At 66.6% G+C, this 22415-nt stretch carries 20 protein-coding genes and 1 riboswitch; of the genes, 7 read left to right on the forward strand and 13 right to left on the reverse strand.

Features of this window, described 5'->3' with window-relative positions:
• The 5 genes from OXH60_06100 to OXH60_06120 all read right to left on the reverse strand — a co-directional run.
• On the reverse strand, positions 1 to 585 hold a 585-nt coding region (locus OXH60_06100; protein ID MDE0711689.1), incomplete at its 3' end, for a (d)CMP kinase.
• Positions 582 to 1946, reverse strand: coding sequence for a 3-phosphoshikimate 1-carboxyvinyltransferase (gene aroA, locus OXH60_06105; protein ID MDE0711690.1), 1365 nt, complete (start codon positions 1944 to 1946; stop codon positions 582 to 584). The genes OXH60_06100 and aroA, both read right to left, overlap by 4 nt.
• Positions 1947 to 2172: 226 nt before the next feature.
• Positions 2173 to 3396 carry an ATP-binding protein gene (locus OXH60_06110; protein ID MDE0711691.1) on the reverse strand — a complete coding sequence of 408 codons (1224 nt, stop codon included), beginning with the start codon at positions 3394 to 3396 and terminating at the stop codon, positions 2173 to 2175.
• Between the two features lie 199 nt (positions 3397 to 3595).
• The gene (locus OXH60_06115; GenBank protein ID MDE0711692.1) at positions 3596 to 4873 is read right to left on the reverse strand and encodes a hypothetical protein; all 1278 of its coding nucleotides are present in this window, start codon (positions 4871 to 4873) and stop codon (positions 3596 to 3598) included.
• On the reverse strand, positions 4870 to 6051 hold the full coding sequence (locus tag OXH60_06120) for a hypothetical protein (protein ID MDE0711693.1): 1182 nt from the start codon (positions 6049 to 6051) through the stop codon (positions 4870 to 4872). The genes OXH60_06115 and OXH60_06120 overlap by 4 nt, the downstream gene beginning before the upstream one ends.
• Before the next feature lie 84 nt (positions 6052 to 6135).
• Between OXH60_06120 and OXH60_06125 the strand changes: the two genes are divergently transcribed.
• The 6 genes from OXH60_06125 to guaD all read left to right on the forward strand — a co-directional run bounded on the left by OXH60_06125 (position 6136) and on the right by guaD (position 12429).
• Positions 6136 to 6975 (forward strand): phytanoyl-CoA dioxygenase family protein, encoded by an 840-nt coding sequence (locus OXH60_06125; protein MDE0711694.1) that lies wholly within the window; start codon positions 6136 to 6138, stop codon positions 6973 to 6975.
• 8 nt (positions 6976 to 6983) lie between these two features.
• Positions 6984 to 8075: a TRAP transporter substrate-binding protein gene (locus OXH60_06130; protein ID MDE0711695.1), complete on the forward strand. Its 1092-nt coding sequence runs from the start codon at positions 6984 to 6986 to the stop codon at positions 8073 to 8075.
• A complete protein-coding gene (locus OXH60_06135) occupies positions 8072 to 9106 on the forward strand; it encodes a TRAP transporter substrate-binding protein (GenBank protein ID MDE0711696.1) in 1035 nt (344 codons plus the stop codon). The genes OXH60_06130 and OXH60_06135 overlap by 4 nt, the downstream gene beginning before the upstream one ends.
• A 20-nt stretch (positions 9107 to 9126) precedes the next feature.
• Positions 9127 to 9615, forward strand: coding sequence for a TRAP transporter small permease (locus OXH60_06140; protein ID MDE0711697.1), 489 nt, complete (start codon positions 9127 to 9129; stop codon positions 9613 to 9615).
• Between the two features lie 12 nt (positions 9616 to 9627).
• Positions 9628 to 10947, forward strand: a complete 1320-nt coding sequence (locus OXH60_06145) for a TRAP transporter large permease subunit (protein ID MDE0711698.1) — start codon at positions 9628 to 9630, stop codon at positions 10945 to 10947.
• Between the two features lie 117 nt (positions 10948 to 11064).
• Positions 11065 to 12429 (forward strand): guanine deaminase, encoded by a 1365-nt coding sequence (gene guaD, locus OXH60_06150; protein ID MDE0711699.1) that lies wholly within the window; start codon positions 11065 to 11067, stop codon positions 12427 to 12429.
• A 177-nt stretch (positions 12430 to 12606) separates the two neighbouring features.
• Here guaD and OXH60_06155 read toward each other — a convergent pair whose 3' ends face one another.
• Positions 12607 to 13263, reverse strand: coding sequence for a peroxiredoxin (locus tag OXH60_06155; GenBank protein ID MDE0711700.1), 657 nt, complete (start codon positions 13261 to 13263; stop codon positions 12607 to 12609).
• Positions 13264 to 13666: 403 nt separating this feature from the next.
• Between OXH60_06155 and cobU the strand changes: the two genes are divergently transcribed.
• Positions 13667 to 14176, forward strand: coding sequence for a bifunctional adenosylcobinamide kinase/adenosylcobinamide-phosphate guanylyltransferase (gene cobU, locus OXH60_06160; protein ID MDE0711701.1), 510 nt, complete (start codon positions 13667 to 13669; stop codon positions 14174 to 14176).
• Here the strand turns inward: cobU and OXH60_06165 are convergent.
• From OXH60_06165 to OXH60_06195, 7 genes are read right to left on the reverse strand one after another with little or no spacing between them, the layout of a single operon-like run.
• Complete coding sequence (locus OXH60_06165; protein ID MDE0711702.1) at positions 14166 to 15158, reverse strand: pyridoxal phosphate-dependent class II aminotransferase; 993 nt, start codon at positions 15156 to 15158, stop codon at positions 14166 to 14168. The two genes, cobU and OXH60_06165, sit on opposite strands and share 11 nt — an antisense overlap.
• Positions 15155 to 16105, reverse strand: coding sequence for an adenosylcobinamide-phosphate synthase CbiB (cbiB, locus tag OXH60_06170; protein ID MDE0711703.1), 951 nt, complete (start codon positions 16103 to 16105; stop codon positions 15155 to 15157). Before cbiB ends, OXH60_06165 begins: the two co-directional genes overlap by 4 nt.
• Positions 16106 to 16109: 4 nt before the next feature.
• Complete coding sequence (locus tag OXH60_06175; GenBank protein MDE0711704.1) at positions 16110 to 17570, reverse strand: cobyric acid synthase; 1461 nt, start codon at positions 17568 to 17570, stop codon at positions 16110 to 16112.
• Positions 17571 to 17584: 14 nt separating this feature from the next.
• Positions 17585 to 18346, reverse strand: a complete 762-nt coding sequence (locus tag OXH60_06180; protein MDE0711705.1) for an ABC transporter ATP-binding protein — start codon at positions 18344 to 18346, stop codon at positions 17585 to 17587.
• Positions 18339 to 19328 (reverse strand): iron ABC transporter permease, encoded by a 990-nt coding sequence (locus tag OXH60_06185; protein MDE0711706.1) that lies wholly within the window; start codon positions 19326 to 19328, stop codon positions 18339 to 18341. Before OXH60_06185 ends, OXH60_06180 begins: the two co-directional genes overlap by 8 nt.
• A complete protein-coding gene (locus OXH60_06190; protein MDE0711707.1) occupies positions 19325 to 20155 on the reverse strand; it encodes an ABC transporter substrate-binding protein in 831 nt (276 codons plus the stop codon). The genes OXH60_06185 and OXH60_06190 overlap by 4 nt, the downstream gene beginning before the upstream one ends.
• A 9-nt stretch (positions 20156 to 20164) precedes the next feature.
• Positions 20165 to 22039, reverse strand: a complete 1875-nt coding sequence (locus OXH60_06195; protein ID MDE0711708.1) for a TonB-dependent receptor — start codon at positions 22037 to 22039, stop codon at positions 20165 to 20167.
• 159 nt (positions 22040 to 22198) lie between these two features.
• Positions 22199 to 22389: riboswitch (cobalamin riboswitch) on the reverse strand.
• Between the last annotated feature and the right edge of the window lie 26 nt (positions 22390 to 22415).

A 22415-nucleotide genomic window follows, 5' to 3' on the forward strand; every position in this document is an offset into this window, starting at 1 on the left:
GGCGTCAAGTTCTGTGGTATCGATCACATGCGCGTCGGTAGCGGCCGCAAGCGGTGCTGCCGCGCGAGACCGGTCGCGCTGGTCACGCTCTCGCATGTCCTGCTCAACACGGGCTTGTATAAACGGCTCTCCACGGGCCCGCAACTCCTTGACGCGCCGAGCTAACCGGACTTCGGCCGATCCGGCCAGAAAAATCTTCACGTCGGCGTCGGGCAGTACCACGGTTCCGATGTCCCGTCCGTCGAGCACGGCACCGTCCGCCCCGCCGGGCGGACGACGCGCAAAGTTCCGCTGGCGCTCCAGCAGCGAGCCCCGCACGCCCGGGTGCACGGCCACCATCGAGGCGACCCGGCCCACGCGTTCACTCCGCAGATCAGGCTCGGTCAGGTCCTGCATCGTGACGGCCTGCGCCGCCTCCTCGGCGCCGACCGGATCGGAGCCGTCGCCGCCAGTTGCGATCAGGCGGGCGGCGACGGCCCGGTACAGGAGCCCGCTGTCGAGATGGGCCAGGTTGAACCGTTCCGCCAGTCCCCGGGCCAGCGTGCCGGTGCCGACTGCCGCCGGCCCGTCAACCGCGATGATCACGGTGCAGCCGTCCCGGTGTCGATCGCGGCGCCAAGGCGACGCATGGCCGCGCTGAAACCCGGCCAGCTGGTACGGATCGTGCCCGCCCCACCCACTTCGATGGGTTCTGCGCAGGCCGTTCCCAGGATCAGGAACGCCATGGCAATCCGGTGATCCAGCGCAGACTCGATCCGCACGCCGCCGCGGGGACGCGGCGTGCCCTCGATCAGCAGGTCGTCATCCTCGACCCGCGCGGCAACCCCTGCAGCAACAAGGCCGGAACGAAGCGCCTCGAGCCGGTCGCTTTCCTTGACCCGGAGCTCGCCGACACCGCGGAACCGGCTTACGCCGTCAGCACAGGCGGCGGCCATCGCCAGCGCGGGGTACTCGTCAATGGTTCGAGGCGCGTATTCGGGCCCGAGATCCACTGCCCGCAAACCACCGGCGCGGCCGCGCACGCGGAGGTTGGCCATCGGTTCGGCTCCAGCGCCGGCAACGGGCTCCTCGTCGATGTCGGCCCCCATCGCACGGAGCGCATCCAGAACGCCGGTCCGGGTCGGATTGGTGCCGACTCTCTCGAGTTCCACCTCCGAGCCGTCGGCAAGCAGCGCGGCCACAATCGGAAAGGCCGCCGACGACACGTCTCCGGGCACGGCGATCGCCGTCGGGCGCAGCGGCGCGTTGCCCTCCACCGACACGGCCAGGCCGCCATCAACCGCGGCCGTAGACACGGCGGCGCCGAACCCGCGCAGCATGCGCTCGCCGTGATCCCGGCTTGGGCGGGGTTCCACCACAGTGGTGGTACCGCTCGCATGCAACCCGGCGAGCAGCACGCACGTCTTCACCTGCGCGGACGGCACCGCGCTGCTCCAATCGAGCGGCAGCAGTTCGTCGGTCCCGGTGATGGTCATCGGCAGCCTGCCGTCCCGGGAAGTGACGAACTCGGCACCCATGGCCACGAGCGGGCCGATCACCCGCTGCATGGGCCGGCTCCGCAGCGAGGCATCGCCGGAAAGCACAGCGGGGAAGGTGTGCCCGGCAAGGACACCAGCCAGTAGGCGGGCGGCCGTGCCGCTGTTGCCGCAATCGAGAACGCCGTCGGGCGGCGCCAGTCCGTGGATCCCACGTCCGTGAATCCGGTAGGCACCCGGAGCGGTTCGCCGGATCTCCACACCCAGGGCGCGGAGGCACGCCTGCGTGGCCAGCACATCGTCCGATTCGAGGCAGCCGTCGGCGTGCGACTCGCCGACCGCAAGGGCCGAGATCAGGAAGGCGCGGTGGGAAATGGACTTGTCGCCGGGTACACGCAAGCGACCGGACAGGACGCCGCCGGGGCGACCGACGGCGGTCTCGGCCGAAGGTGAGTCAGAAACGGGCTGCATCATTCCGAGTCACCGGCCGCGCAGGCCTGGACCACACGAGCGGGCGGCCCGGCGCCGCGCAGAGGACCTGCACTCGACGACGCCGGCCTTCGCGAAGCCTCCAGGCAGTCAGGCCCTGGGGATCGCGAGACGACGTCGCGACCGCATCCGGACGGGCCTGCGGTCGGTCGACGCGGGCATCGTTCCAATTGGCGTCGCCCGCTCTCGCGGGAACGGGCCACGGTCATCATAGGTCTGCGAACGGGTGGGCGGTCACGCCCGGCCCCAACGGCAACTGCACGTCGCCCGGATGAACCACGTAGCCGGCCATGGCCTGATCGCCAAAATCCCCTCGCATCGTCCGTATCGAGGCCGCCATGCCGGGCCGCGGGGTGGCGGAGAGCTTGACCTCGATGGGCACCAGCTTCCCCGCACCTAACACGACGAAATCGACCTCGGTTCCCGCCGAGGTTCGCCAAAAGAATACTTGCGGTGCCATCCCCCTGTGAGTCAACGCCTTCACGATCTCCGACAGTACCGCTGTCTCCATGATCGCGCCCCCCATTGGACCGGACGCGGCGTGTCCAGCATCCCGGAGGCCCGCAAGATGGCAGAGCGTTCCGGTGTCCATGAAATAGACCTTCGCTGTCTTGACGAGTCGTTTCCCGACATTGGCATGGTACGGGCGAAGCACAAACACCTGGTAGGTCGCCTCCAGCACGGAAATCCAAGCCTTGATCGTGTTGACGGCCAGACCCAGATCGCGCGCGATGCCGGTGAGATTCAGCAATTGACCGCTTCGGGCCGCCAGGACTTGCAGGAAGCTACGGAATCCCGTGAGGTCGCCAATCTGCCGAAGCGCACGAACGTCCCGCTCCAGATAAGTCTGGATGTAGCTCCCGTGCCACAGCGCGACATCGCGCTCCGGCTGGGCGCAGAGCTCGGGAAACCCTCCTCTCAGGAACGCCCTCCAGAGCTCGTCGTAAGCAAAACGTCTAGCCGGAGTCGGCGGATGCTGTGCTTCCCACGGCAGAAGGAGGTTCGGTCGTCCTTCCGCCTCGCGTCGGGAAAGCGGCAGCAAGCACAGCATGGCGATGCGGCCTGCCAGCGACTCATTGATGTCCTCCGCCAATGACAGGTTCTGCGAGCCCGTCAGCAGGTACCGCCCGGCATGCTGTCGATCCGCATCGATCTTCTCCTTTATGTAGGGGAACAGACTTGGCGCGTATTGCGCCTCGTCGAAGATGACAGGGGGTCTGAACATTTCCAGAAACGCACGGGGATCGGCTGTGGCCGCTGCGCGAACGTCTGGCGGCTCCAAGGAGACGTACCGGTGCGACTCGCCGAACAGCCGTTGCAAGAGCGTTGTCTTGCCAGACTGCCGCGGACCAGTGACGGCGACAGCAGGAAACTCGGCAGCGGCTCTCTTCAGGACCGGCTCGATAGTACGGGTGATATATGATTCGGCCACAATGAAGTCGACATCATGCAATTTGAATGCACGATATCGATCTTATAGGCCTCCTATCGGCCTCGCAACACGGTCGCGCTCCTTCGGCACGGAATTTCGGCCGCCACCGACGCGTGCGGGTCAGTCCACGTTGGGTTCGAGGAGTCCACCCGCATAGATGGCTGGCACCGACTCGATCGTGCCCGCTCCGGATAGCGCCCTACAGCGAAGCCAGGAACGCCAGCAGTGCCGCCCGGTCGGCAGCCTCGAGCCCGCGGAACCGGTCGCGGGCGGGAGCCGCCTCCCCCCCATGCCAGAGGATGGCTTCAACGAACCCGCGTGCCCGCCCGTCATGCAGGAGCCGCCGATGGCCGTTGACCGCGAATATCCGACCGGCTCCCCACAAGGGCGCGGTGCGCCACTCGCGATTGCCCAGACTGCCGTCGACCCTTCGGTCTGCCAGCCCGGGCCCAAGATCGTGCAGGAGCAAATCCGTATAGGGACGAATGATGCGGACGGGCGTCCCCTCGAGTTCCCATTCAGCAGCGTGACAGGCTGTACACCCGATGGCATCGAAGACCTTGCTGCCGGCGTCTGCAGCAGGTGAGACACGCGGTGCCGGCGGCGCCAGATTCCTGACATACGACACGAGGGCCCGGAACGCCTTGTCTGCGATCTCGATCCCGCCGCCGGACCGAGCGAAACACGCGGTGTGTCCGTTGGCACAGTTCGCCGATGGCCGGAGCGCATTGGTCACCCCCATGTCCTCGTGCAGGGCCCGCGCGACCTGCGCCTCGATACCGGGCAGTTCCGCCCGCCAGCCGAGTCGCCCGTTGCCGTCTCCACCGCGTCGCCCGGAAATGCCGTCGCCATCCCGATCGTCGGGATCGGCCAACGCCGCCAGCGCCGCGTCCGGGATGCGTTCAAGCAGACCGGTGCCCGCGACGTGCGGGGCCACCCTCGGCGAGAGTTCCACATGCGGCGCGGGCGGGCCGAGCGCCGGCTTCCGGATGGCGACACGGGCCGAGGGCAGAGGCCACGCCACGCCGTCGAGCTCGACGTGAACCACCGGATTCGGCAGGAACACCGCCCGCCCTTCGGGCTCCACGCCCGGCACGGCCTTGTCGTTGAGCTGCCTACCGTACTGCGATCCGGGACCGAGGCGGATCACCATGGTGGTCAATGGCCCCGCGTCGCTCTCCGGCGGGCGCCCCCGGCCGTTCCGGACATGGCAGCCCGAGCAAGACGTGCGATTGAACACGGGCCCGAGCCCGCCGCTCCCATCCGCGCGCGCGCCCGAGAGCCGGATGGTCCGAAACTGCGCCCGGCCAAGCGCAAAACGGGCCAGTTCCTCGCCCTCGAGGCCAGGCAGCGGCCTCGAGAAGCTGTCCAGCGACGTGTCAGGTTCGGCAGCCGCAACGGCGCCGGCCAGGAGACCGGCGCCAGCAATCGAGAGGGCGAGTCGCGCCGCGGAGCCCGCGGCACGCGATCCGATCACGGCCAGACGAGGAGGTCCGTGCGGTTGCGCTCAATGAAGTCCCAGTCGTACTCCACGCCGAGGCCGGGGCCCTTGGGAACCGGCACACAGCCATCCGCCGGCAGGTCCTCCTGCTGGTCCGAGTACCCGGCGTCGTAGACGGGCGGCACGCAGTTCGCCATTCCCGGGCCGATCAGCGCCATCTCGTAGAAATGCGTGTTGCGTGCCGTGGCGGATACCGCCCGGTGGGCCGGCCCGCAGGCGTGCACTTGGACGTCAAGCCCGAAGGCCTCGGCGACGTGCACGATCTTCATTGCCCCGGTAATGCCGAGATCGTACTCGGGGTCCACGTGGATCATGTCGCACCCGCCCCCGATCAGGAACTCGGCCTTCTCCTCGACGCTCCGGATGTGCTCGCTCACCAGCACCGGCGTCTGCAGGCGCTCCCGCAGCCTGCGATGGCCAGTGATCGAGACCCCGCTGTCGCGGTAGGGATCCTCGTACCAGAAGCACCCGACCTCATCGCACACGCGTCCCACCGCCAGGGCATCCATCCACGTGCGGAGTTCGCACGCCGCGTCCAGCATGAGCGGCATGTCATCGCCGATCCGTGCCCGTACCTGCCTGAGGTTCTCTGATTCACGCGCGACGTCGCCGTCGTTCCAGCCGTGAATCTTGAAGCCGTGGAAGCCGCGTTCCTGACAGGCGGCGGCGTAGTCGGCAAACGCGGCCGGCGTGTCCAGACCGCCGGGCGTCGACTGCCCGTGATAGGTGCTCGCATACGTCGGCAGCCGCTCGCGAAACGCACCCAGCATCGCTGCCACCGACATGCCGTGCTGCCGCCCGGCCAGATCCCAGAGGGCAATGTCGAGCGGGCCCTGTCCCATGTGGTCATAAGCGCGCAACTCGCGCTTCATATCGTCGTGCAGGGCTTCCCGGTGGGCGGGATCGCGCCCGATCAGCATCGGCGCCAGCATCTCCGCCTGCCCCAGCGCAGCGCGGGTGCCCACCCAGTGCGTCACGTACGATCCGACGGCACCGTCATCAGTGCAGATGCGGACGGCAAAGCGGGTTGGCGTCAGCGTGGCGCCCTGCTCAAAGACGACGTTGCCGACACCGGGGCCGCGGGCCTTCCCGACGCCCAGGTTGGGAAGCGAGAAGTTAAAGACGTGGACTTCAACACGATCGATGGTGCTCATGCAGGTAGTTTATCCCTTCTTGATCCAGGTCCGGTGACCGACCGTGGTAGTCTGCACCGCGAATCTTTCGGAGGAAACACGATCATGGCCGAGACGCTCGGACCAGAAGCCGTCGAGACCTACCAAAGGGATGGCGCGCTCCATCCGGTTCGTGCGATGCCGGCCGATGAGGCGGCGGAGCTCCGGCAGAGGCTGGAAGCGGCCGAGGCAGCGGCTGGCGGGAAGCTGGAGGGCGGACTCAAGTTCAAGCCGCACCTGTTGTACCCGTGGCTGTACGACCTGGTCTGCGACCCCCGCATCACCGGCCCGGTGTCGGAAGTTCTCGGCGATGACGTCCTGTGCTGGGCTTCCAATTTCTTCACCAAGGAGGCGAACGACCCGGCCTACGTCTCCTGGCACCAGGACTCGACCTACTGGGGCCTGTCGGGGCCGGATGTCTGCACGGCGTGGATCGCGCTTAGCCCGAGCACCGTCGCAAGCGGCTGCATGCGCGTGGTGCCGGGCACGCATGCGGAGCAGATCGGCCATACCGACACCCACGCGGAGGGCAACATGCTTTCGCGCGGGCAGGTGGTCCAGGCGGAAGTCGACGACGACGCTGCCGTCGATGTCCTGCTGGAACCGGGCGAAATGTCGCTGCATCACGTCCGGCTGATCCACGGGTCACGGGCCAACACTTCCAACGACCGGCGGATCGGCTACGCGATCCGCTATGCCGCGCCCCACCTCCACCAGCTCTACAGCGACGAGGACTCGGCGACGCTGGTACGCGGACAGGACCGCTACCAGCACTTTGCCCCGGAGCCTCGTCCGGCAAGCGACTTGGATCCGGCGGCGCTCGACCGGCATCGCCACCTGCTCGAGGTGCACACGAAGATCCTCTACCGGGGTACCCACGGCAGCCTCGGGACCATCCCGGGCTGAACGCCGTCATGGACCGTTCCCGCCGTTATCTCATTGCCGGCGCAGTGGCGGTCGGCGCCGGCATCCTGATCGGCGCCCTGCTCCTCCGGAGCCCGCCATCTGAAGAAGAACTGGCCCAGGCACCCGAGCCGGAACCGTCGCAAGCCGATATCGCCATCCGGTGGAAGGTGCAGTCGATCTGGCAGGCCGGGACCATCAACCAGGAGGTGTTCGTCCGCTTCTGTGATCGCGTCACCGCCATGAGCGGCGGTCGCCTGATCATCGAACCCTTGTCGGTCGGGGCGGTGGTTGCCTACCACGAGACCCTGGACGCCGTCAGTGCGGGAATTCTCGACGGACAGAACGGCGGCACCGGGTACTTCTCCGGCAAGGATGCAGCGTTCGCGCTGCTCGCCGACCTGAACGGCGCCTACGAAAGCCCGCGCCAGATCCTCATGTGGCTCGAGTACGGCGGTGGCATGGAACTCGCCCGCGAACTGTTTGCTCAATACGGCCTCTACTACGTCGGGGGCGTGCCGTGGGCGGCGGAGTCGATCCCGGCCAAGGCACCGATCCGCACCATCGAGGACTTCCAAGGCGTCAAGATCCGGGCTCCGGAAGGCATGAGCCAGGAGATCTTCGCCTCCATCGGGGCCGCGCCGGTCAACCTGCCCGGGGCCGAGGTCTACACGGCGCTGGAACGCGGCGTTGTGGATGCCGCCGATTGGGGATCGATCGGCATGAACGACGAACTCGGATTCCACCAGATCGCCCCGTACCCCTTGTATCCGGGGTTCCATTCGCTGCCGATAACTGACGTGGCGGTGCGGCAGGATCGCTGGGACGAACTACCGGACGACCTGCAGCGGATCGTCACGCTGGCCGTGCGGACGTTCGCGCTCGACATGGTCGAAACGATCGCCATGCAGGATGCGGAAGTCATTCGGGACGCCGAGGCCAAGGGGATCGAGCTGATCCGCTGGTCCGACGCCGATCGCCGGACGTTCCGGGAAGCGGCCCGGAAGGTCTGGGCGGAGTACGGAGCCCGCAGCGAGATGGCCGGTCGGATCTACGAATCCCACCTCGCCTTCCTCAGGCAGATTGGACTGCTGGACCAATGATGCGTGCCCGCCACCGAGTCGCCTCCCTGCTGCTGGCGGGCGTTCTCGCCCTCGGCGCGGGTGCCGCGCCCGCCCATGCGCAGACCGAGCGGTGGAAAATGCAGGCGGCCACCCAGGCCGGCGAGATCGCATTCCAGATCATGAAGGAGTTCACCGACAGCATCGGTCCGCTTACCGGCGGCCGGCTGCAGGTTGAACTGCTGCCGGTCGGCTCGGTGGTGCAGTACAGCGAGACGCTCGATGCCGTCGGCACCGGCATCCTCGACGGTCAGGTCACGGCGCCCGTCTACTTTTCCGGGAAGAACCCGGCCTTCGCGCTGCTCGGCGACCTGATTGCCGCCTACAACCACACGGAGGAGATGTTCCTGTTCCTGCGGCGCGGCGGTGGCGACGGCCTCCTGCGCGACCTCTACGCCGAGTACGGCGTGCACTATATCGGCGGCGCCGCGACGGGCAAGGAAGCCCTCGTTTCCACGATCCCGCTCCGTGGCGTGGACGACCTGGATGGCATCAAGATCCGGGCTCCGGAAGGCATGGCCCAGGACATCTTCAGCGTGGTGGGTGCGGCCCCGGTCAACCTACCCGCGGCCGAAGTGTTCACGGCGATCGAACGCGGCGTCGTGGACGCCGCCGACTGGGCGACGTTCTCGATGAACCACCAGCTCGGCTTTCACCGGATCGCGCAGTACCCCGTATACCCGGGCATCCATTCCCTGCCGGTGATCGACGTTGCCGTGAATCAGGAACGCTGGGATGCGCTGGCGCCCGACGTCCAGGCCATCCTGGAAGCGGCCGTCTGGGATTTCAGCCGCGACATCACGTACCGGCTTGAGCTCCGCGACCTGGCAGACGTGGCTGCGGCCAAGGCGGACGGCGTCGAGATCATCGACTGGCCAATGGAGGAACGGTCCCGCCTGCGTGAAATCGCGACCGGGATCTGGGCGGACTGGAGCACCCGCAGCCCCGAAGCCGAAGCCGCCTACACCGCCCAGATCGCGTTCCTGCGGGAACTCGGTCTGCTCGCCAAGTAGCCGCCGGGCACCACCCCGAGATGAAGTCTGGTAACACGGCCGTGGAGAGAACCTGCCGCCGGGCAGGAGAAATCTTCAGCTACCTCTTCTTCGCGTGCATGGTGATCATCGCGTTTGAGGTGGTTGCCCGGTACGGCTTCGGGGCTCCGACCGTGTGGGCACACGACGTCATCACGATTCTGGCGGCGGTCGGTTTCGTGATGAGCGGCTTCTACACGATGGAGCGCCGGGCCCACATCCGGGTCACGCTGATCTACGACCGTCTCCCGCCGGCCGTCCGCCGGGGAATCGACATCCTCAACGGGGTCATCGTGCTGACCTTCGTCGGGCTGCTCGGTGCACAGACCGCCGTCGATGCGTGGGGCTCGATCCTGATCATGGAGACGGCGGGAACAGCCTCGCGCCTGCCGCTGCCGCCGATCGTGAAGTCGTCGCTAGCAATCGCGTGCGCCGCCATGTTCGTGCTGGGCGCCGTGCATCTCGCCCGCGCCATCCGCGCGCGCGACTGACCTCCCTACTCTATGGAAATTGAACTCGCCACCATCGTCCTCGTCGGGTCGATGGCGGTGCTGCTGGTACTGGGGCTGCCGCTGGCCTTTGTCACGGGCTTCGTGGCACTGGCTTTCGCCTTGGGCTATTTCGGGCTGCCCGGCCTCTATCTTATCGAGAGCCGGATTTTCAGCTTCGTCCGCGAATTCGTCCTCGTCGCCGTTCCGATGTTCATCCTGATGGCATCCGTGCTGGAGCGATCCGGCGTCGCCCGGGACCTGTATAGGGCCATGCATATCTGGGCCGGCGGACTTCGCGGCGGCCTTGCCATCCAGACCATGGCGGTCGCCATCTTGATGGCCGCCATGACCGGCATCATCGGCGGCGAGATCATCCTCCTTGGGCTCGTCGCGCTGCCGCAGATGCTGCGCCTGCACTACGACCGCAGCCTCGCGATCGGGACCATCTGCGCCGGCGGTTCGCTCGGCACCATGATCCCGCCGAGCATCGTCCTGATCATCTACGGACTCACCGCGGGCGTGGACATCGGTGAGTTGTTCATCGCGACGATCGTCCCCGGCCTCCTGCTGGCGACCCTCTACGTGTCGTACATCATGGTCCGCTGCCACCTGAACCCGGCCCTGGGACCGCCAGCGCCGATCGAAGAGCGGGACTTGCCGCGCGAGGAGAAGCTGCGGCTGCTGCGCGGGCTCGTGCTCCCGATCGGCGTGGGCGCCGGGGTGCTGGGCTCGATTTATCTCGGCATCGCCTCCGTGAGCGAAGCCGCGGGGATGGGCGCCCTTGGCGCCATCGCTTCGGCATGGGTGCGGCGCGAGCTCTCCTGGGCAATGCTTCGCGACGCGCTCTACCAGACCATGAACACGTGCGGCACGCTGCTCTGGATCACCTTCGGGGCCACCGCGCTCATCGGGACCTACAACCTGATCGGCGGCAACACGTTCGTCGAAGACCTGATCACCGGCCTCCCGCTTCCGCCGCTCGGCATCGTCGTCGTGATGATGGGCATCCTGCTGGTGCTCGGCCTGTTCATGGACTGGATCGGGATTTGCCTGCTGACCATGCCGATCTTCGTGCCGGTCGTCTCCTCGCTGGGCTACAGCCCGGTCTGGTTCGGGATCCTCTTCTGCATGAACATGCAGACGAGCTACCTGACACCGCCGTTCGGACCGGCCGCCTTCTATCTCAAGAGCGTGGCGCCCGAAAACATCAAGCTCGGACACATCTATCAGGCGATGTGGCCGTTCATCGCCTTGCAGGTCGTTGGCTTGGCCATCGTGTTGTTCTGGCCAGAACTGGCGCTCTGGCTGCCCCGAACCATTCGGGGAGAATGACCGTTCCGGATGTTGCGGGATCCATGATGTGCACCCAACCGAGAATTTCGCCGGCACCCTGATCCATCCGTTTTCGACACGGATGAGTCAAGCCCGGGTGTCGTCCCAAGACCGCTGATGGAAGGTAATTCGGGCGTTTCTCCCGGGGCACGGGTGATCCTCGGGAGCGTGGTCAGTTTTCGCGACGATCCTTCCCGCGCAGGAAACCGGCGGGCCGTCAGGTACTACCGGCGCGGCGCGGTCGCTATCGGCGAGTGCGGGCGTGTCGCCTGGCGCGGCCACGCCGCGCGGCTGCCGCGCGCGTACCTGGGCCTGCCGGTGGACGACTACGAAGGCGCGCTGGTGTTACCGGGGTTCATCGACGCCCACATCCATTTTCCCCAGCACCGGATGCTGGCCGCACCGGGCGGCGACCTGCTGGACTGGCTGGAGCGCTTCACCTTCCCGGAAGAATCCCGATACGCATCGAAGGCACACGCCCGGGCCGCCGCCGACGCATTCCTTGACCGGCTGGCCCAGCACGGGACGACGGCGGCGGTCGTGTTCTCCAGCGTGCACCGGACTGCCACCGAAGCGCTTTTCGCCGCAGGCGATCGCCGCCGGCATTTCATCGTCTGCGGCAAGTCCATGATGGACCGCAACGCGCCCGCCAGCCTGCGCGACGACCCGGCGTCGGGTGCCCGTGACACCGAGGCGCTGATCGAGCGCTGGCACGGCAGAGCCCGGTCCCGATACGCCATCACCGTGCGGTTTGCCGTCACTTCGACCGAAGAGCAGCTCCGGGTGGCCGGTGCCCTCGCCGCCAAGTATCCCGACTGCTACGTGCAGGGCCACCTCGCCGAGAGCAGCGAAGAGACGACGCTCGTCAAGCAGCTGTTCCCCTGGGCCAGCGACCACACCGACATCTACGACCGCTTCGGCCTGCTCGGGCCTCGCAGCCTGTACGCGCACGGCATCCACCTCTCGGAGCGCGAATGTTCGCGGCTTGCCGCCACCGGAACCACGATCGTGCACTGTCCGACGTCGAACACCTTTCTCGGCTCGGGGCTCTTCGACGCGGCACGCCTCGGCCGCCGGGACCGTCCCGTCCCCATCGCCATCGCCACCGACGTCGCTGGCGGCACCAGTTATTCGATGCTCCAAACGCTTGCAGAGGCCTACAAGATCGCCAAGCTGCGCGGCCACGTGTTCACCGCCCACGAACTCTTCCATCTGGCGACGCGCGGGAACGCGGAGCGCCTCGGGCTGGCGGACGAGATCGGGACGCTCGATCCGGGATGCTGGGCGGACATCGTCGTCCTGAACCCCTCGGCAACCCCCGTCCTGGAAGCGCGGCGGGTGCTGTCCAGGAATCTCGAGGACACGCTGTTCACCCTGATGCTGTTAGGCGATGACCGGGCCGTACGAGCGACGTATCTCGCTGGGCGCCAGGTATGGGGAACGGTGCCGGCGACCCGGCACGGGCCCCGCTTGGGTCGGTGATTCAGCGCGATCAGACTGTCAGTGCGCTCGGGATTGCGGTATCGAGCCGGTAGGTGGAACTCTGCCCAGCCGCTGCTTGAACCAACGCCCGCGCATCCCTCAACAAAATCAGGTCGAAGAGGCACATCCGAACGCGGTACGCGAGCCCGGATGTGCCTCTCCTTCAACCTCGAAGGATCAGTTCGGCTGCGGCACGATCCGCAGGTACGGCTTCGGTGCCTTCCATTCAGGGAACTGCTTGCGTGCCTCGTCGTCCGGGACGGCCGGCACGATGATGACGTCCTCTCCATTCTGCCAATTGACCGGAGTGGCGACCTTGTAGTTGGCCGTCAGCTGCAGCGAATCGATGACCCGAAGGATCTCGTCGAAATTGCGACCGGTGCTCATCGGGTAGGACAGCATCAGCTTGATCAGCTTGTCGGGGCCAACCACGAAAACCGTTCGCACGGTCGCGTTGTCCATCGGGGTCCGCCCCTCGGAACCACCGGCGGTGTCAGCCGGAAGCATCCCGTACAGCTTCGAAACCGCGAGGTCCGTATCCCCGATCATCGGGTAGTTCGGAGCGTGGCCGGTCACGTCGGCAATGTCCTTGGACCATTCCTGGTGACGGTCAGACGGGTCCACGCTGAGACCGATGATCTTGCAGTTCCGTTTTTCGAATTCCGGCTGCAGGCCCGCCATGTATCCGAGTTCCGTGGTACAGACCGGGGTGAAGTCCTTGGGGTGCGAAAACAGGACGCACCATGAATCGCCTATCCAGTCGTGGAAGCTGATTTTTCCGACCGTCGTCTCCGCGACAAAGTCGGGAGCCACGTCACCGATACGAAGAGACATGCAAGAACTCCGGATCTAAAGGGTTACAGCCCGACGCGCCTTAAGTAGGGCTCAACCGCGTTGGGATGATCAGGTGAAGATGGTGGTGGGGCGTCAGGCACCAGAATGCAGACTGAACCGGATGACCCACCCCTCTGTGCAAATTATAGGAACGCGACATTCGAGCGCAACTAAACCAGAATTCCAATAGCACCCAATTCTGTCCCCCAACTCTACAACAAAGAAAATCTGCTACATTGACTACAAGTTGTATCAATCTACTTTCGCAAGTAAAACCGACGTTACGTTGGCTCCAGGGCGTTTAACTGGATTCTATCAAATATACTTCGGCCCAATAGTATTGACGGTCGGATTGTACCCGACGGCAGATCCGACCTCACATGGACTGCTATAGGGGAGGATGATGGGCAGGACCCTTGTCATCGGCGGCGCACGGTCAGGCAAGAGCGCGTACGCAAAGGCTCTTGCCGAGAGTGTCGCCAAACATCGGGTGTTCATCGCCACAGCTGAACCCATCGATCTGGAAATGGAAGAGCGGATCGCCCGTCACCGGGCGGATCGCGACCGAACCTGGTCGACCGTGGAAGAGCCCGTGGAACTCATCGACGCCATCGCCGCCCACGCATCGTCTGATCGATCCGTGCTGGTTGACTGTCTGACGCTCTGGCTGTCGAACCTCCTGCACCGCGGGCGCGATGCCGAAAGGGCAGCCGGAGGCCTGGTCGCGGGGCTGGCATCGCTGCAGGGGCACGTGATCCTGGTATCCAACGAGGTCGGGCTCGGACTTGTGCCGGACAATCCGGCAGGACGGGCCTTTCGCGATGCCCAGGGCCGGTTGAACCAGGACGTGGCAGCGGTTTGTGACCGCGTGTACTTGGTGACGGCAGGCCTACCCCTTCTGCTCAAAGGGTGAAGGCGCGCACGAGGCGATCTTCGGCCTCAGGGTCGGGCGGCAGCCCGATCCGAAGGTGATGCTCCGTCCAGGGAAAGCGGCGGACGTAGATCCCGCGGCGCGCGAGCCGCGACCAAGTCTTCGTCGCTGACGGTGTTTCAATGACGCGATAGAGAGACGTTCCGCACGCGCTCGCGAAACCCGCGTCCGCGAGAATCCGGTCGAGGCGCCGGCAGGCTCCGCCAAGGAGTTGACGGGTATCCGTCTGCCAGCCCAGATCACCGTAGGCCAGCCTCCCGATGCGTAGCGCCAGGCTGGAGACCGGCCAGGCACCCAGGCGTTCGACCATTGCCGTCAGGATCTGTGACGGAGCGATTAGGGCGCCGAGGCGGGCACCGGGCAGGCCGAAGAACTTGCCGGCGGAGCGGAAGACGATAAGCCCGTCGCTTCCCCCCCGGGAGGCCAAACTCGCCTGTGGGTTGAGGTCAGCGTACGCCTCATCCACGATTAGCCAGCCCTTGCGCGTGGCGAGCCGAGAGCGGAGGCGTTCCAGTGTTTCCGGCGTGTATAGCTTGCCGTCAGCGTAGCCCGGATTGCAAAGCACCAGTACGTCGACTTCGCTCGAAACGTCCAGAGGACTATCGACCGCCGTCACCTGGCAGCCGGCGGCCTTCCAGACATCCGCATGGGCGCCATAGGCCGGCGACAGCATCGCCACGTGTCTCGGTGCGATTACCGTGGGCAGCAGGCGGATCAGCAGCTCGCTGCCGGGTCCGACCAGGACGGCCTCCTCCGGGGCGCCGAACGTCAGTGCCATCGCGGATCGGCAGGCGGCGTAGGCAGCGGCCGTCGGCAACCGGCGAAGATCCGAAACGTCCAGATCAACGGTCGGGTAGGCCCAAGGATTGACGCCGGTCGACAGGTCGATCCACGGCTCCGGCGCGGAAGGAAAAACCTTCCGCATCAGGTCGACCGCGCCTCCGTGCAGGAATTCTTGGATCACCAGGCGGCCCCTGCGACAACCGCCGCGAGCAACAGCACCGCGCCAAAGGCCAAGGTCCTTCGATAGATGGTCAGCCCGCGCCGAACGTCCTGCGTGGACGGATCCGGAGCCCCCGGGTTGAGCCACGGTTCGTCGCTCAACCGGCCAGCATAGGTGCGGGGCCCGGACAGGCGAACGCCCAGCGCTCCCGCCAAAGCCGCTTCGGGCCAGCCGGCGTTCGGCGACCGGTGCCGTCGAGCATCCCGGATCATCACCCTCCAGGCCTCGGGGCTTGCTGCCGCCAACACGATCAATGTCCCCGTCAACCTCGCCGGAACCAGATTGACAACGTCGTCGACCCGAGCAGCGAAGCCGCCGTAGGCCGCAAACCGCTCGTTCCGGTGGCCGATCATTGAATCCAGCGTGTTGATCGCCTTGTAGCCAATGAGGCCCGGAAGTCCGAACAGCGCTCCCCAGAAGATCGGCGCAACCACTCCATCGGATGTGTTTTCCGCGAGGCTTTCCAACGTTGCCCGTGCGATCTCGGGCTGGTCCATGATTGTCGATTCCCGTCCGACGAGCATGGAAACCTCGGCCCTAGCGGCGGTCAGGTTGCCGACGCCGAGTGGTCGTGCAACCGCCACCGCGTGATCGTGCAGACTTCGGGAAGCAATGAACGCGGAACCGACCAGCGCCTCGAGCGCAAAGCCGATCCCATTGTCGGGCAGCGCCCGCGAGATCACGATGGCAATGCCTGCCGCGGCCGTAGTCACGCCCAAGGTGGAGAAGCAACCCAGCATGCAGCGCACAGCGTCCGGGAGGCCGGGCCTGTTGAGCCGCGCCTCCATCACATCGATCAACGCACCGATCCACACCACGGGATGACGAAACAATCGAAACAGCGGGCCTGGCCAGCCAAGCATCAACTCGATAGCCCAGGCGACCAGCATGAGCGTGCCCGCGGTCACGGCTTCACGGTGACCAGCCGGGTGGCGCCGCGCACCCGAGCAGGGCATCGCAATCCACTGCGGCCTCGACCTGATCCGCGAGCCTGTCGATCGCCTGCTCCACGATCACGTGGTGCCGAAGCGCAGCGCCGGCCATGCCTCCGGCGCGCCTTATCCAGGCCCGCCGAAATCGGTCACTGGCGAAGACACCATGGAGGTACGTGCCCTCGATACGCTCGTCCGGGCTCCGGGCTCCGTCGGTCCGATCACCCAGCCTGAAGAGCGGTCTCTCTGTGTCGGGACCAACGGTTCTGCCGAGGTGAATTTCGTAGCCGGCCACCTCTTCGCCGCTGATCGCGCATTCACCAACCACGGGAACGACGCGTTTCTTCGAGGTCATCACCGTGTCGACGTTCAGCAGCCCCAGTCCCGCCGCCTCGCCGGGCACGCCATCGGCACCGCCCGCATCCACGACCCGCCGACCCAGCATCTGGTAGCCGCCACAGAACCCGAACACTCGCCCGCCGGCGCGCGCGTGCGCAAGGATGTCGTGATCCCAGCCCTGACTCCGCAGGAACGCCAGGTCGCTCAAGGTCGCCTTGGTGCCAAACAGGATCACGACGTCCGCGTCTTGTGGAATCGGGCGCGCGGGCGGTATCCAGTCAAGGGACACCCCGGGTTCGATTTCAAGCGGCCCAGCGTCGTCGAAGTTGGCCAGCCGCGGCAGGATCGGGGCTGCAGCCTTCAGGCCTCCCCGGTCCACCCGTCGCGGGCGCTCCAGTACCACCGCATCCTCGGCCGGCAATTGTGCCGTCTCCGGGATCCAGGGAATGACGCCAAAGCAAGGCCAGCCGGTGTGCCCTGTCACGACCGCGATCCCTGCATCGAACAGGCGCGGATCGCCGCGGAACTTGTTCACGAGGAAACCGCTGATCACCGCAGCATCCGTGGGATCCAGCACTGCCCGCGTGCCCACCAGGCTGGCGATCACCCCGCCTTTGTCGACATCGCCGACGAGACAGACCGGCACTCCGGCGCGCCGGGCGAACCCCATGTTGGCGATATCGCGATCCCGCAGATTGACCTCGGCCGGACTGCCCGCGCCTTCGATCAGCACCAGGTCGTGCGCAGCGACCAGCCGCTCGAAGCTCTCCATGACCGGCCCCAGCCAGTGATCGCTCCGGGCCAGGTAGTTGACCGCACCCAAGGAGCCCGCGACCTCGCCATGGACGATGACCTGCGCCTCGGTGTCGGCCTGCGGTTTGAGGAGCACCGGATTGAGATCCACATGGGCCGCGAGGCCAGCCGCCTGTGCCTGCATCGCTTGGGCCCGGCCGATCTCGCCGCCCCCCGCGCAGGCCGCTGCATTGTTTGACATGTTTTGCGGCTTGAATGGGGCCACGCTCAGCCCGCGGCGTCTGGCAATGCGGCACAGCGCGGCGGTTACGACGGATTTCCCGACATCCGACCCCGTGCCCTGCAGCATCAGGGCGCGCGCCGTCACGCTGCCCCCTCGAGGGCAACACTGAGCCCGTCGACGCACGCACGCACGCCGTAGATCGCCGCCAGGCGCTCCGCCGAAAGGGTTTCTTGGGGCGTGCCGCGCGCGACGATGCGCCCGTCCTTCATCCACAGCAGGCGGTTTGCGTACCGCACGGCCAGTGCGACATCGTGCAGCACGATCAGCGCCCCGCCCCCGCGGTCCACAAAGGCCTTGGTGATGTCCATCACCCGGAACTGGTGGAACGGGTCGAGACCGCCTACGGGCTCGTCGGCGACCAGCAGCGGGGCTTCGGCAGCAAAGGCGCGCGCGCAATGAAGCCGGGCAAGTTCACCGCCCGACAACGTATCGCTGCGCCGGTTCGCGAGGTGCGCGAGATCGCAGGCCTCGAGGGCTCGTTCCACCGCCTCGCGGTCAGCCGCCCGAAGGGCTCCGATCGAGGCCCCATGCGAAAATCGCCCCAATGCCACGATATCGCGAACCACGTTGGGCCACGCGATCGAGCGTGCCTGCGGGAGGTACGATACGAGGCGTGCGCGGGTCGCGGGACTCAGCTGTTCGCTGTCCTGGCCGCCAAGGGTCGCCTCGCCGCCACTCCGCTTCTGGATCCCGAGACTGGCCCGCAGGAGGCTTGTCTTGCCGGCACCGTTGGGGCCGAGCAGCGCAACCAGCTCCCGTTGCCGCAAGCGAAAACTCGCCCCGTCGACCAGTGTCGCCGTGCCCGCCGTCAGCGTCAGGCCAGCCGCAACGAGTTCACTCACGGACGCCTCTGCGGACCACGATCCAGACAAAGACCGGGGCGCCGACCAGCGCCGCCACGACGCCCAGCCGCAGTTCCTGCTCCGACGGAATGAGCCGGACCCCGATGTCGGCCAGCACCAGCAGCAGACCGGCCAGCAGCGCCGACGGGGCCAGCGAGCGCGCCGGATCGTGTGCCACCAGCGGCCGCACGATGTGTGGCGCCACGATTCCCACGAATCCGATCACCCCGGCCAGCGCAACCGACGCGCCGGTGCTGAGCCCCGCTCCCAGGACCGTCGCCGCTCTCTGCCGGAGAAGGTTCAGGCCGATACCTGCCGCTGCTTCCTCGCCCAGCGTGAGCGCCGCGAGGCCGCGGCGCGAGCCGTACAGAATGATCAGACCGAGTAAGAGGAACGGCGCGGCCAGCGCGATGTCGTCCACGCTGCGGTTGGCGACCGAGCCCAGCATCCAGTTGATCATGTCGGACAGCGCGTACGGGTGCGGCGCGAGGTTCATCAGGAGGCTCATGGCAGCGCCGGTAAAGCTCGCGATGCCGATGCCGATCAGGATGAGCGTGACGATGGACCGGGTAAACACGGCCGCGACCGCGATCAGGGCGGTGGCCGCCAATGCGCCGGCGATGGCGGCCACCGGAAGCGCCCAGGCGGACAGCGACGCAAGGCCGTAGTAGAGGAAGAACGTCGCCGTCAGGGATGCCGTCGCCGAGACCCCCAGCACTCCCGGTTCGGCGAGAGGGTTCCTGAACAGGCCCTGCAGGGCGGCCCCGCTGGCGCCCAGTGCCGCACCCGCGAGAAAGGCGGCCAGCGCTCTCGGGAGGCGGATCTCCCACACCACCAATCGATCACCGGCATCCCCGCCGCCGAGCAAGGCGACAAGCACCCGCTCGGCCGACATCGGGGTCGAGCCGAGCCCGCAGGCGGCAGCCAAGGCCAGCAACGTTGCGACCGCGAAACCGACGAGGGGCAAGGCGGGCGGAGTCATCGCGGCCCGGGCCGTGCAAGCGCTTCAACGGCATCCAGCACGAACCAACCACCGCACGCTATCCATGCGCCTTCAAGGAACACGACGTCTTGACCGCCGAGCTGCCGCCGTGCGACCGGGTGGCGTGCCGAACTCCATGCACCGGTGAAACCGGTCATCGCGTCGAAGAAGCCCGCCGCCACCAGATCGGGCTGCGCGTAGGCCAGCCGTTCGAGCGGAATCGGATGCCAGCCCCACGCCTGCTGAAAGTTCCTGAGCCCCGCCGCGGCGAGGATGTCGTGGATGAGCGTCCCCGGCCCTGCCGTAACCCCGGCGGGCGTCATGTAAAGCGCCCGGGCGCCGCCCGGGGCTGCCGCAATTGCCGCCAGCCGGGCCTCCATGTCTGCCGCCAGCTCTGCGCCCCGGCCGGGAACGCCCAGGCCTTCAGCAACTCGCTCGATGTTGCCCACGACGTCGTTCAGATCCGATGCCCATTCCACCTGCAGGACGGGCACGCCGGCACGCGCAAAAAACGCGGCTGCCGATGGCCCTCCCCCGTAGCTGCGCACGACCAGGTCCGGCTTCAGGACCAGCACGTCCTCCGCCACCGGCCGGGCGACCGGAAGCCCGGCCGCGGCATCACGCATATACGAGAAGGCCCGCCTGGCGTCGGGGGACACGGCGAGGATGCGGTCCCTGTCTGCCAACTTGAGAACGAACTGGTCAGCACAGTAGTCGAGGCTGACAACGCGGGCCGGAGCACCCGCCGGCTCGGAATTCCGTGTCGCCGGACATGCATCGCCAGCGGCGAGGCAGAAAGCCGCGAAAACGGTGAGCCGCCCCAGCATCGGTCGAACTCAGTACTGCAGCCGCATCCCCAGCCAGCCGGAAAGGCCCGGCGTCCCGTATCCGGCAATCTGCTGGTAGTCCGCGTCGAACAGGTTCTCGGCGCGACCGAACAGCTGCACGCGTTCGCTCAGCTGATAGCTGCCGACCACGTCGACCCGAGTCCAGGCCTTAAGGCCTGGACCATCACTGAGGTTGTCGCGTTCCCGGCCGTTGTACCGCACGAGTACCGTGCCCGTGAATCTGCCCGCAGGCCGGATCCGAAAGGTCAGGTCGCCGGAGTGCCGGGGGAGGCGCTGCAATCTCTCCCCGGTGCCGCTCCTCGCGTCGATGTAGGCGTAGTTCACCGTTACCGCCAGCCAGTTGCTGGCGCGGTAGCTGCCGAAGACCTCAATCCCCTTGGATCGCACGTCGGCCAGGTTCTCGAACAGGCAGTTACCCAAGTTGTAGTCGATCAGTCCCTTGGTCCGCTGATCGAAATAGGCGGCGCCGGCATCCATGCGGCCGTTCGGCGCCTGCCATTCGGCGCCAATGTCAAATGCTTCCGAGGTAGACGCCCGCAGGGCGGGCGCGGGCTGGGACCCGGCGTCTTCGTCTCCCCCACAGAAATGACGGTACGGCTGCGCGATCTGGTCGAGCGTCGGCGCCTTGAAGCCTTCACCCCAACTGGCTCTCAGCCGGACTGAATCCGCAAGGCGCCATGAACCAGCCAACCGGGCGGTGGTTTCCGAACCGAACTGCGCGTGATCGTCCTTGCGCACCCCCCCGGTCAGCAGCCCGGTCCCACCCAGCCGGGCTTCATACAACACGAAGTAACCGTCGAGAGACCCTTGCTCGCCGTCGGCCATGGTCTCCTCGCGTTCGGCACCGAACGCAAGCACGTTCTCGGCATCGAATGCATACGTACCCTGATACCGGTAGCTTCTGCGATCGCCGTCGGCCGTGAAGCTGCTGGCACCGTCGGAGAAGTTTTCTCTCTCGATCTCGGAGTAGCCGGCAAAGAACATGTTCTCCAGCCGCTCGCCGACCGTGGGCATTCTGAGTCGAACATTGGCGGCCAACTCGGTCGTCTTGCTGAGCAGATCCGCATCCCCGAAGACCCACTCGCCGTGCTCGTTCCTCGCGCGACCGTCGAATTCGGCCTCCGCGTCGGTCCGGAACACGCTCGCGTCCAGGCGCATGTCGGCCGGGAGCATGACTCCGCCACGGCCCGAAAACACCAGCGACCGGTAGCCGTCGTCCTCGACGTTGCCGTCGGCAGCGTCAGCCTTGGAAATCCCCGCGGAACGGGTCCGGGTCATGCCGATCCGGAAGTCACCCCGTTCGTGCACGTGCCCGAAGGACGCGCCGCCACGGAACGTGTCGAACGACCCGTAGCCAGCGAAGGCGCTCCCGCCCGATGGCCGCCGTTGGCGCTTCGTAATCACCGATACCACGCCGCCCACCGCGTCGGTGCCCCAAAACGTTGATTGCGGGCCTTTCAGGATTTCGATGCGCTCGATGTTCGCCGTGTCCAGGCGCCCAAAATTGAAGCCGCCCCCGGGGGAGGACGGATCGTTCACCGGCGTTCCGTCGATCAGGACGAGCGTCTGATCGCTCTCGGCTCCCCGGATCCGCACGCTGGCTTCGCCGCCAAAACCGCCATTGGAATTGATCGTGACGCCGGGCGCCGCCGCAATGGCGTCAAGCGCAAAGTCGAAACCGAGTTCCTCGATGTCCCTTCTCGTGATGACCGTGAGGCTGGAGCCGACTTCTGCGGCCGTTTGGCCCAGCTTCGACCCCTCGACCACGATACGGTCGAGCCGAGTCTCCTCAGCATCCGCCAGCGCCAGCACGGGCGCGAGGATGGTGGCAACCGCCACTGCGAAAATTTTTGGGTTGCACATGTGCCTGATCCCGTCACACCTCTCCGTCCGGAGAAGAGGTATGCCTCGTAACGACGTGCGGCCCGCCAGCAGCGGCGCGGACGGCCGCGCAACTGAATGCCGTTACAGGGGAAAGGCGACTACCTGCGCTTTCCCGCCCGCTGAGGCTGATCCCGGCCCCCGGACGAACGACGCGATGGCAGGTCTCCTGGCTTGCCGATCCTCGCTCCTGGCCGCCTTCCCAGGGATTGCTCCCCAGTGGCACGATTGGCCGTCAGCTCCCGGCTCACAGTTACGGGCACAGCGCCGGATTTGCACCGGCTTCCCTCTTAGGCCCCGCTGAGCGAAGCACCATCTGCGACCGTTATCGTTGTGCGGGCATTGTCTTGTCAACCCG

This window comes from Rhodospirillales bacterium (assembly GCA_028824295.1).
Classification (GTDB): domain Bacteria; phylum Pseudomonadota; class Alphaproteobacteria; order TMED109; family TMED109; genus VXPW01.

Excerpts from the sequence above, each read along its gene's own strand:
- OXH60_06195 (MDE0711708.1), bottom strand. The coding sequence starts at position 22,039 with ATGTGCAACCCAAAAATTTTCGCAGTGGCGGTTGCCACCATCCTCGCG.
- OXH60_06135 (MDE0711696.1), top strand. The coding sequence starts at position 8,072 with ATGATGCGTGCCCGCCACCGAGTCGCCTCCCTGCTGCTGGCGGGCGTT.
- OXH60_06155 (MDE0711700.1), bottom strand. The coding sequence starts at position 13,263 with ATGTCTCTTCGTATCGGTGACGTGGCTCCCGACTTTGTCGCGGAGACG.
- OXH60_06185 (MDE0711706.1), bottom strand. The coding sequence starts at position 19,328 with ATGACTCCGCCCGCCTTGCCCCTCGTCGGTTTCGCGGTCGCAACGTTG.
- guaD (MDE0711699.1), top strand. The coding sequence starts at position 11,065 with ATGGAAGGTAATTCGGGCGTTTCTCCCGGGGCACGGGTGATCCTCGGG.
- OXH60_06145 (MDE0711698.1), top strand. The coding sequence starts at position 9,628 with ATGGAAATTGAACTCGCCACCATCGTCCTCGTCGGGTCGATGGCGGTG.
- aroA (MDE0711690.1), bottom strand. The coding sequence starts at position 1,946 with ATGCAGCCCGTTTCTGACTCACCTTCGGCCGAGACCGCCGTCGGTCGC.
- OXH60_06140 (MDE0711697.1), top strand. The coding sequence starts at position 9,127 with ATGAAGTCTGGTAACACGGCCGTGGAGAGAACCTGCCGCCGGGCAGGA.
- OXH60_06120 (MDE0711693.1), bottom strand. The coding sequence starts at position 6,051 with ATGAGCACCATCGATCGTGTTGAAGTCCACGTCTTTAACTTCTCGCTT.
- OXH60_06175 (MDE0711704.1), bottom strand. The coding sequence starts at position 17,570 with ATGCTGCAGGGCACGGGGTCGGATGTCGGGAAATCCGTCGTAACCGCC.
- OXH60_06125 (MDE0711694.1), top strand. The coding sequence starts at position 6,136 with ATGGCCGAGACGCTCGGACCAGAAGCCGTCGAGACCTACCAAAGGGAT.
- cobU (MDE0711701.1), top strand. The coding sequence starts at position 13,667 with ATGGGCAGGACCCTTGTCATCGGCGGCGCACGGTCAGGCAAGAGCGCG.
- OXH60_06190 (MDE0711707.1), bottom strand. The coding sequence starts at position 20,155 with ATGCTGGGGCGGCTCACCGTTTTCGCGGCTTTCTGCCTCGCCGCTGGC.
- OXH60_06130 (MDE0711695.1), top strand. The coding sequence starts at position 6,984 with ATGGACCGTTCCCGCCGTTATCTCATTGCCGGCGCAGTGGCGGTCGGC.